The organism is Dysosmobacter sp. Phy (assembly GCF_054476235.1).
Genome location: NZ_CM136997.1, coordinates 684,310 through 696,766, shown reverse-complemented (window position 1 = coordinate 696,766; position 12,457 = coordinate 684,310). Strand labels below are relative to the sequence as shown.

9 protein-coding genes are annotated in these 12,457 nt (G+C 67.6%); 5 read left to right on the top strand and 4 right to left on the bottom strand.

Features of this window, described 5'->3' with window-relative positions; translation table 11 throughout:
• On the bottom strand, window positions 1-1,413 hold the full coding sequence (locus ACVDHE_RS03520; RefSeq protein ID WP_458885608.1) for a vWA domain-containing protein: 1,413 nt from the start codon (window positions 1,411-1,413) through the stop codon (window positions 1-3).
• A gap of 149 nt (window positions 1,414-1,562) precedes the next feature.
• Between ACVDHE_RS03520 and ACVDHE_RS03515 the strand changes: the two genes are divergently transcribed.
• Window positions 1,563-4,208, top strand: coding sequence for an NYN domain-containing protein (locus ACVDHE_RS03515; RefSeq protein WP_458885607.1), 2,646 nt, complete (start codon window positions 1,563-1,565; stop codon window positions 4,206-4,208).
• Window positions 4,205-4,621 (top strand): signal peptidase II, encoded by a 417-nt coding sequence (locus ACVDHE_RS03510; protein WP_458885606.1) that lies wholly within the window; start codon window positions 4,205-4,207, stop codon window positions 4,619-4,621. The genes ACVDHE_RS03515 and ACVDHE_RS03510 overlap by 4 nt, the downstream gene beginning before the upstream one ends.
• Before the next feature lie 56 nt (window positions 4,622-4,677).
• On the opposite strand, the gene ACVDHE_RS03505 is transcribed toward ACVDHE_RS03510, so the two are convergent.
• A complete protein-coding gene (locus ACVDHE_RS03505; protein WP_249539370.1) occupies window positions 4,678-5,442 on the bottom strand; it encodes a sulfite exporter TauE/SafE family protein in 765 nt (254 codons plus the stop codon).
• A 396-nt stretch (window positions 5,443-5,838) separates the two neighbouring features.
• On the opposite strand from ACVDHE_RS03505, the gene ACVDHE_RS03500 reads away from it, so the two are divergent.
• The 3 genes from ACVDHE_RS03500 to ACVDHE_RS03490 are packed head-to-tail and all read left to right on the top strand — an operon-like array spanning window position 5,839 to window position 8,672.
• Window positions 5,839-7,017: a glycosyltransferase family 4 protein gene (locus tag ACVDHE_RS03500; protein WP_213039667.1), complete on the top strand. Its 1,179-nt coding sequence runs from the start codon at window positions 5,839-5,841 to the stop codon at window positions 7,015-7,017.
• Window positions 7,014-7,610, top strand: a complete 597-nt coding sequence (locus ACVDHE_RS03495; protein WP_213039666.1) for a TVP38/TMEM64 family protein — start codon at window positions 7,014-7,016, stop codon at window positions 7,608-7,610. Before ACVDHE_RS03500 ends, ACVDHE_RS03495 begins: the two co-directional genes overlap by 4 nt.
• Before the next feature lie 30 nt (window positions 7,611-7,640).
• Window positions 7,641-8,672 carry a glycosyltransferase gene (locus ACVDHE_RS03490; protein ID WP_458885605.1) on the top strand — a complete coding sequence of 344 codons (1,032 nt, stop codon included), beginning with the start codon at window positions 7,641-7,643 and terminating at the stop codon, window positions 8,670-8,672.
• A 54-nt stretch (window positions 8,673-8,726) separates the two neighbouring features.
• Here the strand turns inward: ACVDHE_RS03490 and asnB are convergent, their stop codons facing one another.
• Both asnB and pyk read right to left on the bottom strand, forming a co-directional pair.
• On the bottom strand, window positions 8,727-10,556 hold the full coding sequence (gene asnB / locus ACVDHE_RS03485; protein ID WP_458885604.1) for an asparagine synthase (glutamine-hydrolyzing): 1,830 nt from the start codon (window positions 10,554-10,556) through the stop codon (window positions 8,727-8,729).
• Between the two features lie 99 nt (window positions 10,557-10,655).
• A complete protein-coding gene (gene pyk / locus ACVDHE_RS03480; RefSeq protein WP_458885602.1) occupies window positions 10,656-12,398 on the bottom strand; it encodes a pyruvate kinase in 1,743 nt (580 codons plus the stop codon).
• Between the last annotated feature and the right edge of the window lie 59 nt (window positions 12,399-12,457).

The following is a 12,457-nucleotide window of genomic DNA, read 5'->3' as shown; positions in this document are numbered from 1 at the left end:
TCAGATCTCCTCGCTTTGCAGCACCAGCTTGATGGCCCACACCGGTACGTCGGGGTCCAGGCCCTCGTCGCCCACAAAGACGAAGGCGGCGTCGTAGTCCGGCTTGCGCTCCGGGAAAATGCCCGCTCCGTCGGTGAAGTAGATCATCCCCCGCAGGTTGGTGAAGGCCCCGTCGCGGATCAGCTGGTCCACGTACTGGAACACCGGCCGGAAGTCCGTGCCGCCGAAGCCGTGGAGCTCCATATGGGCCAGGTAGTCCTCAAAGTCCCTCTGGCAGGTGATGTGGGCGTCCTCCTGGATCTGGGCGTCGCACTGGATGATGTGGAGGTTGATCTTGGTGAAAAAGTTCTCCTGCTGGCGCAGGATGTTGTAGGTCTTGGTGACGAACCGCTGGACCAGGTCCCCGCTGACGGAGCCGGAGGTGTCGATGGCCACCACGAACTCCCGGATGCGGCGGACCTCCTTGTACTCCAGGGGCTCCACCAGGGGCATGTTGCCGTAGAGGGAGAGACCGTAGGTGTAGAAGATGTAGTCGAACTCGTCGTTGTTGACCTGCACCACCTCGCCCAGGGACATATAGCGTCGCAGGAAGTCGGCGTAGTCGTAGTGCTCCCGGGTCACGGGCCGCAGGCTCTGGACCAGGGACCCGGCGTCCAGGCCGTGGCGGCGGGAGGCGGTCTCCAGATCCACCTGGATCCGGCGGCTGATCTCCTTCCAGGCCTTTTCCAGCTCCTTCCGCTCCTCGGTCCCGGAGGGGGGATCCTGCTTGCGGCGGGCGCTGGACCCGCCCCGGCCCTGCTTGTCCCGGGCGGGGATGCCGCCCTCCGGCGGGGGCTCCTGCCCCTCGCCTCCGGCGCTGGACCCGCCCTTGACGGGCAGATACCAGGCCCGGTGGTCGTCCGCCAGGAAGGGCTGGCGCAGCTGGGCGATCTGGTCCGGGCGCAGGTTTTGGTCCAGGAGGTGGCGGTAGAGCTTTTCCGCCGTCAGGGGGTGGACCTGTTCCGCCAGGGCCGCCAGGGTCTCCTCCTGGGTCCTGTCCCGCCGGCAGGCGGCGCAGGGCAGGTCCAGGTCCCGGATGGCGGCCTCCACAGCGATGTCGCAGGCCAGATCCCAGCACCGGCGGTCGATGCCGGGGCCGGTGAAGAGGTGGTGGAACACGCAGTGGAGCACCATGTGCAGATAGTCCCGCACCGGGCGATTCTGCTCCTGGCGGTAGGCGTTGAGCAGGTAGTAGACATCGTAAAAGAGCTTCTGGCCGTCGGTGGCCAGGGTGCCGGGATAGGAGACGGGGGTGAACCGGCTCAGGGCCAGGTCCAGAAACCGCAGGTGCACCAGCAGGGTGCTCCGAGCCAGATCCAGCACCTCCCGGGCCAGGCCGTCCGCCTGGCGGAAGGCCGCCACATGATCCTCCATTTCCCCTCACCGTCCTTTCTGCCGCCGGAGCGGGTCCGGCGGACACAGGTCTATGGTAGCACGCCCTCCGCTCCATTGCAAGGGCGGGCGTCTTGCGCCGCCGGGCGGGACATGATATGATACCAAAAAACCATTGTTGGAGTGAGACCATGAAGAAACTGGTCATCGGCATCCTGGCCCACGTGGACGCGGGCAAGACCACCTTGTCCGAGGCGCTGCTCTACGAGAGCGGCGCCATCCGCCGCCTGGGCCGGGTGGACCATCAGGACGCCTTCCTGGACACCGACGCCATGGAGCGGGAGCGGGGCATCACCATCTTCTCCAAGCAGGCGGTGCTGCCGCTGGAGGGCACGGAGGTGACGCTGCTGGACACGCCGGGCCACGTGGACTTCTCCGCCGAGACGGAGCGGACGCTGCGGGTGCTGGACTGCGCCGTGCTGGTCGTCAGCGGCACCGACGGCGTCCAGGCCCACACCCGGACGCTGTGGCGGCTGCTGGAGCGGTACGGCGTGCCGGTATTGCTGTTTGTCAACAAGATGGACCTGGCCGGGGCGGATCGCACGGCGGTGCTGGCGGAGCTGCGCCGGAGATTTTCCTCCGGGTGCGTGGACTTCGGCGCGGCGCCGGAGCAGGTGGCCGAGGAGGCCGCCGTGTGCGGCGAGGCGGCCCTGGAGCAGTTCCTGGAAACCGGCGCCGTGACGGACGGGACGCTGCGGCAGCTGGTGGGGGAGCGGGCGCTGTTTCCCTGCTTTTTCGGCTCGGCGCTGAAGCTGGAGGGCGTGAAGGCCCTCCTGGAGGGGCTGGAGCGGTACGCCCCAGCCCCGGCCTATCCGGCGGAGTTCGGCGCCCGGGTGTACAAGATCTCCCGGGACGGCCAGGGCGCCCGGCTGACCCATCTGAAAGTCACCGGCGGCACGCTGCGTGTGAAGGATCTGCTCCGGGGCCCCGGCGGCGCCTGGGAGGAGAAAGCGGACCAGCTGCGCATCTACTCCGGCGCCAAATTCAAGACCGTGGAGGAGGCCCCCGCCGGGACGGTGGTGGCTGTCACGGGCCTGAGCCGCTCCCTGCCTGGGGAGGGCCTTGGGTTCGAGGGCCAGTGGACCGGGCCGGTGCTGTCCCCGGTGCTGACCTATCAGGTGCAGCTGGCGGAGGGCACGGACCCCCACACCGCCCTTATGAAGCTGCGGCAGCTGGAAGAGGAGGACCCCCAGCTCCACGTCTCCTGGAGCGAGGCTGCCCGGGAACTGCGAGTGCAGCTGATGGGCGAGGTGCAGCTGGAAATTTTGGGCCGGCTGCTGCGGGACCGGTTCGGCATGGAGGTCACCTTCGGCACCGGCGCCATCTTGTACCGGGAAACCATCGCCGCCCCGGCCATCGGCATCGGCCACTTCGAGCCTCTGCGCCACTACGCGGAGGTCCACCTGCTGCTGGAGCCCCTGCCCCGGGGCAGCGGACTGGTGTTCGCCTCCCGCTGCCCGGAGGACCAGCTGGACCGGAACTGGCAGCGGCTGATTTTGACCCATCTGGCGGAGAAGGAGCACCTGGGCGTGCTGACCGGCTCCCCCATCACGGATCTGAAGATCACCCTCCTGGCGGGCCGGGCCCACGACAAGCACACCGAGGGCGGCGACTTCCGCCAGGCCACCTACCGGGCGGTGCGCCAGGGGCTCATGTCGGCTCAGAGCGTACTGCTGGAGCCCTGGTACACCTTCCGGCTGGAGCTGCCCGCCGCCCAGGTGGGCCGGGCCATCAGCGACCTCCAGCGGATGAACGGCGAGACGGACCCGCCGGAGACCTTCGGCGAGGAGACGGTCCTCACCGGCGCGGCGCCGGTGGCGGCATTGCGGGATTACGCCCGGGAGGTCACGGCCTACACCCGTGGCCAGGGGCGGCTTTTCTGCCAGAACGGAGGCTACCGCCCCTGCGCCGACCAGGCGGCCGTGGTGGAGGCCCTGGGCTACGACCCGGACCGGGACGTGGAGAACACCGCCGACTCGGTGTTCTGCGCCCACGGCGCGGGGTACAACGTCAAGTGGGACCAGGTGCCCGCTATGGCCCATGTATCCAGCGGCCTGTCCCTGGAGGAGGAAGAGGCGCCGGAGGACACGGCGCCCCGGCCCCGGCAGGCCATGGACTACGCCGGGACCCTGGCCCAGGACAAGGAATTGCAGTCCATCTTTGAGCGGACCTACGGCCCGGTGAAGCAGCGCTCCTTCCAGCCGCCGCCCAAGCCCCGGCGGCCCGTATCTGAGGGGGCGGAGGAAAAGCGGTCCATCCCGCCCCGGCCCACGGGGCCGGAGTATCTGCTGGTGGACGGGTACAACATCATCTTCGCCTGGGACGAGCTGAAGACCATCGCCCGGGAGAACCTGGACGCCGCCCGGAAGGCCCTGTGCGACATCCTCTGCAACTACCAGGGCTACCGCAAGTGTCGGGTGATCCTGGTGTTCGACGCCTACAAGGTCAAGGGCGGCCAGGGCAGCGTGGAGAAGTACCACAACATCCGCCTGGTCTACACCAAGGAGGCCGAGACGGCGGACGCCTATATCGAGCGGGCCACCTATGAGATCGGAAAGCACCACCGGGTGCGTGTGGCCACCTCCGACGGGCCGGAGCAGCTCATCATCCTGGGCCACGGGGCATTGCGGCTGTCGGCCTCCGCCTTCCGGGCGGAGGTGGAGGAGGTCCAGGGCCGGATCGCCGACGTGCTGGAGCAGAACAACCGCGCCGCCGGGGCGAGACCGGTCCGGGCGGCTCTGGAAAAGGCCCAACAGGAAAAGGAGGATGCCACATGATCACCCTGTTGACCGCAGCCCTGACCCTCACCGCCTGTACGCTGGCGCGGTGGTATCTGGAGCGGCCGGGGCGCCGGGAGCGCAGCGCCCTGGGCGGCCGGATCAAGCTGACGGCCCTTTGGAACAGGGGCGCCGCCTTCGGCCTGCCCCTGGGGCGGGAGGCGCTGATGGTCCTCTCCGCCCTGGTGCTGGGCGTGACGGTGCTCTTTCGCCGCCAGAGTCCCTTCGGCGCCGGGCTGGTCCTGGGCGGCGGGCTCAGCAACCTCTGGGAGCGGCTGCGGTACGGGAAGGTGCTGGACTACCTGCGCTTCCCCGCTGCGCCGGGAAAGCTGAAGAAGTACGTCTACAACCTGGCGGACCTGGCCCTGTTCCTGGGCGCCCTTTGGCTGGCCCTGTTTCCCCGGGAGAAATAAGTAAATGGAAACGCCTCCGCGGACAACAGTCCGCGGAGGCGCTTTTTTGTCTTGGCTCAGGTCAGCAGCTCCCAGCCCATCTTCAAAAACAGCAGTCCCAGCACCACGAAGATCATTCGCCGGACCTTGGTGCTGCCGCCCCGGATGGCGTACCGGGCGCCGCACCAGTTGCCCGCCACGCAGCACACCACCGCCGGCACCGCCAGCTGCCAGTAGACCTTCCCACCGGCGATCCACACCACGGCGGAGGCCACGTTGGAGGCCAGGTTGGCGGCTTTGGCGCAGCCGGAGGCCGTCAGCAGGTCCATGCCCAGCACCAGGGTGAAGGCCAGGATCATGAACGTGCCGGTGCCGGGGCCGATGAGCCCGTCATAGGCGCCCATGCAAAGGCCGATGAGTGCGCTCAGCGCCGCGTGCTGCCGGGGTGTCCAGCGGTCGCTCCGGGTCTGGCCCAGGTCCCGCTTCCACACCATCACCGCCGCCGCCACGGGCAGGGCTGCCAGTACGCAGGCCTGGAGCACCTGCTCGGAGCACCACAGGGCCAGCCGGGCCCCCAGAGCGCCGCCGGTCAGAGCGCCCGCCGCCGCCAGCACGGCGGTCCGCAGCTCCACCTTGCCGCTGCGCAGGTACCGCCAGGCGGCGGTTCCGGTGCCGATGGCGTTGACCACCTTGTTGGTGCCGGCAGCCAGGTGGACCGGCACCCCCACAAAGAGGTAAGCCGGCAGAGAGATCAGCCCGCCGCCCCCCGCCACGGAGTCCACGAATCCCGCCAGGAACAGCATGGGGCACACCAGCAGGCACATATGAAAAAAGGAATCCACAGTCCTCACATTCCCTCCCAAAAAACTCACGGCGCCTATTGTAGCATATTTTTTCCACCGTGACAATCGGTTTGGCTTGACAAGGAGCGGAGTGGTCCTGTATACTAACTGTACTAATACGGATAGTACAATTTTGACTATTTTCTTTATATTTTATTAACACCCCTTGACAACGGGTAAAATTGTGTTATTGTATTAAGCAACTAAGACAATAACACAGAAAGACGGACGACCCACTGCCAATGGAAAAGTGCCTGGGATTTTACAGAGAATTGACCGGGGCGCCCCACGGATTTGATGGCCGTGGTGTACTATAGGGACGGGATCTTCCGAGAGATGAAGAAATTTGCCCATGCGGATCGTAATAGAGACAAAGAGAGCGAAGGAGGCACAGCCATGAAAATCCTCATTACCACAGATTGGTACGCGCCGGCGGTGAACGGCGTGGTGACCTCCGTGAAGAATCTGCGCCGGGAGCTGGAGGCCCTGGGCCACGAGGTCCGGATCCTGACGCTGTCGCCGGACCTGCGGTCGGAGGCGGCGGCGGGGATTACCCGCATCGGCTCCATCGGCGCCGGGCGTGTCTATCCCGGCGCCCGGCTGCGGACCGCGCTGGCGGGCCGGTGGGTGCGGCAGCTGGTGGAATGGGGACCCGACGTGGTTCACTCCCAGTGCGAGTTCTCCACCTTCTTCCTGGCCCGGCGCATTGCCGAGGAGCTGAACGTGCCCCTGATCCATACCTACCATACGGTGTATGAGGACTATACCCACTATTTCTCCCCCAGCGTCCGCTGGGGCCGCCGGGCGGCGGCGGTGTTCAGCCGCTGGATCACCGGCCAGACCGACTGCATCATTGCCCCCACCGGCAAGGTGCGCCAGCTGCTGCTGGGCTACGGAGTGACCCGGCCGGTGGTGGTGATCCCCAGCGGCATTGACCTGCGGCGGTTCCGCCGCCCCCGGGACCCTATGGCGGAGACGGTGCTCCGGGCCAGCCTGGACATTCCGGCGGACCGGACAGTGCTGCTGTTCGTGGGACGGCTGGCGGCGGAGAAGAATGTGGAGGAGCTGCTCGCCGCCCGCAAGGCCCTGGGAGACAAGCCTGTGACGCTGCTGCTGGTGGGAGACGGTCCCCACCGCCCGGCCCTGGAGGCCCGGGCGGCGGAGCTGGGCCTGGACGCCCCGGACGTGATCTTTGCCGGGCAGGTGCCGCCGGACCAGGTGGCCGACTGGTACCGCCTGGGCACGGTGTTCGTCAGCGCCTCCACCAGTGAGACCCAGGGCCTGACCTATGCGGAGGCCCTGGCCGCCGGGCTGCCGGTTCTGTGCCGGGCGGACCCCTGCCTGGACGGGGTCATCCGCCAGGGGGAGAACGGCTGGCAGTACCGCACGGAGGAGGAGTTCCTCCGCCGTGTGGAGGAGATCCTGGACGATCCCGCCCGGGCGGCGGAGCTGCGGCCCACCGCCGCAGCATCGGCGGAGCCCTTCTCGGCGGAGCGCTTCGCCCGCCGGGTGGAGCGGGTCTATCTGGATCAGATCAGCCGCCGGAGCGCGGCGGAAAGAGAGGTGTCCGCATGACCAAGAGCGTGGAGAGGACCGCCCTGCGGGCGGCGTCCTTGTGTGGGCTTGTGATCTGTGTGGTGACGGCGGTCTGGGCCTGGCGGATGGGCTTTTTGACCTCCCAGGAGAGGCTGCAGGCCCTGGTGGCCGGCTGCGGCGCCGCCGGGGCGCTGGTATTCGTGGCGTTCCAGGCGGTGCAGGTGGTGGTGCCCATCCTGCCCGGCGGCCTGGGGTGCCTGGCGGGGGTACTGCTGTTCGGCGCCGTCAACGGCTTTTTTTATAATTACATCGGCATCTGCGTGGGGTCCCTGCTGGCCTTCGCCATTGCCCGCAACTGCGGAAAGCCCCTGCTGAGCCTGCTGTTTTCCGAAAAGACCATTCAAAAATACAGCGCCTGGACCGAGGACCGGGGCCGCTTTTCCAAGATGTTCGCCTGGGCCATCTTCCTGCCGGTGGCGCCGGACGATTTCCTTTGCTACCTGGCGGGCACCACGGAGATGAGCTGGCGGCGCTTCACCGCCATCATCCTGCTGGGCAAGCCCTTTGCCATCGCTCTGTACAGCCTGGGGCTGACGGTGGCATGGCAGCATGTGACGGCCATGCTGGCCTGAGAGAACGAAACGGATAAAAGGAGGCACGATATGCGGATCTGCATATACAGCGGCGGTGAGCGCCTGGTGGCCAAAAGCGGCGTGGGCCAGGCCATCCGCCATCAGCGGGAGGTGCTGCGCCGGGCGGGCGTGGAGACTACGGACCGCTGGAGCAGCGACACCTGGGCCGTCCATATCAACACGGTGCTGCCGGATATCCTGCCGGCGGTGCTCTGGGCCCGGCTGACGGGGCGGAAGGTGGTCTGCTACGGCCACTCCACCATGGAGGACTTCCGCCGCTCCTTCCGGGGCTCTGACGCCCTGGCCCCTCTGTTCCGGCGGTGGATCACCTTCTGCTACGGGCTGGGGGACGTGGTGCTGACCCCCACGGAGTACTCCCGCTCCCTGCTGGAGAGCTATGGGCTGAGGCGCCCGGTCTATACCATTTCCAACGGCGTGGACACGGACTTCTTCGTCCAAGACCCGGGCCTGCGGGAGGCGTTCCGGCGCCGCCGCGGTCTGCGGGACGGTGAGAAGGCCGTGGTCTCCGTGGGCCATCTCATCGCCCGCAAGGGCCTGCCGGAGTTTGCGGATCTGGCCCGGCGGATGCCGGACGTCCGCTTTATCTGGTACGGCTGGACGGACCCCCGCCTGGTGCCCGCTGAGATCCGGCAGGTGCTGGACACGGCGCCGGAGAATCTGGAGTTCCCCGGCTACGTGGGCCGGGAGGAGCTGCGGGAGGCCTACTGCGGCGCCGATGCCTTTGCCTTCCTCAGCCACGAGGAGACGGAGGGCATCGTGGTGCTGGAGGCCCTGGCCTGCGGGATCCCGACGGTGCTGCGGGATATCCCGGTGTACAACGGCTGGCTGGAGGACAGGAAAAACGTCTACAAGTCCGCCGATCAGGAGGGGTTCCGGCGGACGCTGGAGGGCATCCTCTCCGGCTCCCTGCCGGACCTGACGGCGGCGGGACGGGCCGTGGCCGAGGAGCGGAGTCTGGAAGCCGTGGGGCGGCAGCTGCGGGAGATCTACCGCAGGGAGAACATCCTGCCTCTGCCGGCGCCGGCCCACGCCCAGGCATGAGGCGGATACAGAAGCAAAGGACAAGCGCGCGGCTTTCGCCGCGCGCTTTTTTGCTCATACCAGCCGCACCTGATAGGCCCGCAGCCAGTGGTCCAGCTGGAGGAAGTAGGCGATGGTCTGGGGCGTGGTCATCAGCTGGCCGTACCAGGGCTGGGCGTCCCGGCGGACCAGCAGGGCCTCCAGTGCCTCCCGCCGCACCAGGTCCAGCAGGGGAGAGGTATTGTCCGCCAGCACCTTCCGCAGCTGCCCGGATACCAGCTCCAGATACAGGGGGTGGACAGTCTTGGGATAGGGGCTCTTCTTCCGCTCCAGCACTTCCCGGGGCAGCCACGGCGCCGCAGCGGCGCGCAGCAGCCCCTTTTCCTGGCCGCCCAGGTCCCGCAGCTCCGGCGGGACGTTGTAAAGGTACTGGGCGATCCGCCAGTCGCAGAAGGGGACCCGGACCTCCAGGGCGCTCCACATGCTCATCCGGTCCTTCCGGTCCAGCAGGGTCTGCATGAACCAGTTCATGTTTAGATGCATCAGCTGCCGGGCCCGGCGCCGGGCTGGACCGTCCTCCGGCAGGCAGTCCGCCTGGGCCAGGGAGGACCGGCAGCGGGCGCGGACGAATTCCTCCGCATCCAGCCCCTCCGCCCACTCCGGCGAGAGGAAGGAGGTCCGCCAGGCGGTGGACCGGGCCCAGGGGAACTCCCCGACGGCCGGAGGATCCCGGAACCAAGGGTAGCCGCCGAAGATCTCGTCGGCGCACTCGCCGGACAGGGCCACCGTCACATCCCGGCGGACCCTGCGGCAGAACAGCAGCAGCGAGGCGTCGATATCCGCCATGCCCGGCAGGTCCCGGGCCTGGGCGGCCTCATCCAGGGCGCCGGCCACCTGGGCCGGGTCCAGCACCGCGGCGGTGTGACGGCAGCCCAGGAAATCCACCATGGTCTGGATGTAGGGTCCGTCCTGAGAGGGCTGGAAGTGCCCGGCGGTGAAATAGCGGCCGTTGTCCCGGTAGTCCACGGAGAAGGTCCGCAGTTCCTCGCCCCGCTCGCCCAGGGCCCTGGAGGCCACGGCGCTGATGATGCTGGAGTCCAGCTCGCCGGAGAGGAAGGTGCCCACCGGCACGTCGGACACCAGCTGGCGGCGGATGGCGTCCTCCACCAGAAAGCGCACGTGGGCCACGGTTTGGGCCTCGTCCTCCGTATGGGGCTCCGCCCGGAGGGACCAGTACCGCCGCAGATGCAGCCCCCGGCGGGAGAAGGTGCCGCACTGGCCCGGCAGCAGCTCCCGGACATTGCGGAACACGCCGCAGCCCGGTGTCCGGCCGGGGCCCAGGAGAAGAAGCTCCGCCGCTCCCTCCCGGTCCAGCTCCGGCGGCACCGCCGGATGGCGTACCAGGGCCTTCAGCTCCGAGGCGAACACCAGTCCTCCGCCGGGGAGCAGGGAGAAGAACAGGGGCTTCACCCCCATCCGGTCCCGGGCCAGGAACAGCGTCTCCCCGCCCTCCTCCCACACGGCGAAGGCGAAAATGCCGTTGAACCGCTCAGGACAGGCCTCGCCCCACTCCAGATAGGATTTGAGCACCACCTCCGTGTCGGAGCGGCCCTGAAAGGTCCAGCCCCGGTCCGTCAGCTCCCGGCGCAGATCTTCCGTGTTATACAGCTCTCCGTTGTAGACCAGCCGGCAGGGCCCTGCCGGCCCCTCTCCGCCCATGGGCTGGCGGCCGCCCTCCCGGTCCACCACGCACAGCCGGGTGTGGGCCAGCAGGGCGTGGGGGGAGCGGTACAGCCCCTCCTGGTCCGGGCCCCGCCGCCGCAGCGCCGCCTGCATGGCCTCGATGACCTCCGCCTGCGTCCGCAGGTCCCGCGTGTAGTCGATTTCTCCCGCAATCCCGCACATGGGAAACACCTCCTGAAAAAATAGCAGGGGAGCCCCGGAAAACGGAGCTCCCCTGCTCGTTTCAGAATATGCGGCAGAGGGAAAAGGGTGACGGCGGGCTCACTGGGGCAGGGTCTGGACCACGCCCCGGGCGCAGTCCACAGAGACCATGATGCCGTCCTGGAGCCGCTGGGTGGCGCCGGTGGCGCCCACAATCACCGGCTTATCCAGGGTCAATCCCACGGTGGCGGCGTGGCTGTTGACGCCGGACTCCTCGCTGATCACCGCCGCCGCCTGCCGCAGCCAGGGCAGCAGGTCGTTGGTGGTGTAAGGCACTGCCAGCACGTCGCCGGGGTGGAACTTGGCAGCCACGTCCTCCTGGGACCGGCACACGCACAGGGGGCCGGAGGCGTTCTTGGTGCCGATGCCCACGCCGTTGAGCAGGAAGCCGCCCACCAGATGGACCCGGATCATGTTGGTGGTGCCGGCCACGCCCACCGGTACGCCGGCGGTGACCACCACCAGGTCGCCCTGGTGGACCAGATCCGCCTTCTCGGCGGCGCGGACGGCAAACTCCACCAGCTCGTCGGTGTTGCTGGCGTAGGGCATCATCAGCGGCACCACGCCGAAGTACAGGGACATCTGGCGGCGGACCTGCTCATCCAGCAGGCAGGCCACCACAGTGGTGGCGGGGCGGAAGCGGCTGACCATCTGGGCGGTGGTGCCCCGCTGGCTGACGGTGATGACCGCGTCGGCGCCGATGTCGGCGGCGGTGGTGCAGGCGGCGTGGGCCGTGGCCGCGGCAATGGACAGGCGGCTGGAGCCGCCCTGGCGCTTCATCCGCTTGGTGTAGTCGATCTGAGCCTCCGTCCGCAGGGCGATGGCGTCCATGGTGCGCACGGCCTCCACCGGGTACTTGCCCGCGGCGGTCTCGCCGGAGAGCATGATGGCGGAGGTGTTGTCGTAGATGGCGTTGGCCACGTCGGTGATCTCCGCCCGGGTGGGCCGGGGATGCTCCATCATGGAGTCCAGCATCTGAGTGGCGGTGATGGCGGGCTTGCCGCAGGCCACGCACTGGGCGATCATCTGCTTTTGCAGAATGGGGATCTCGGTGAAGTCGATCTCCACGCCCATATCGCCCCGGGCCACCATGATGCCGTCGGCCACGGAAAGGATCTCGGAGAGATTGTTGACACCGTCCTGATTCTCAATTTTGGCGATGATGCGGATCTTGGAGTCCACACTGTCCAGCAGACTGCGGATCTCCCGCACGTCGGCAGCGGTGCGGACGAAGCTGGCGGCAATGAAGTCGAAGCCCTGCTCCGCGCCGAAGAGGATGTCCTCCCGGTCCCGCTGGCTCATGTAGGGCAGGGACAGGTGGACGCCGGGGATGTTGACGCCCTTGCGGTTTTTCATGATGCCGTCGTTTTCCACCTGGCAGCGGATGGTGCTGGCGGTGGTCTCCAGCACGGTCAGGCGGACCAGACCGTCGTCCAGCAAAATGGTATCCCCGGTTTTCACATCCTGGGGCAGCTCGGCGTAGGTGATGGCGCAGCGTGTCTCATCGCCCACGATATCCTCGGTGGTCAGGGTGAACTCCTGGCCGGCGTGCAGCATGACGGAGCCCTCGGCAAAGGTCTTGAGCCGGACCTCGGGGCCCTTGGTGTCCAGCATGGCGGCCACCGGCAGGTTCAGCTCCTCCCGCAGCTGCTTCAGCGCGTCCAGCCGGGCCTTGTGCTCCTCGTGGGACCCGTGGGAGAAGTTGAAGCGGGCCACGTTCATGCCGGAGAGCAGCATCTCCCGCAGAACGCCCTCCCGGTCCGTGGAGGGACCCAGAGTACACACGATCTTGGTTTTTCTCATATGGCGACCACCTTTCGAAAAGTCATGGTAATTTATTTAGCAATCGATTTTATTATAGC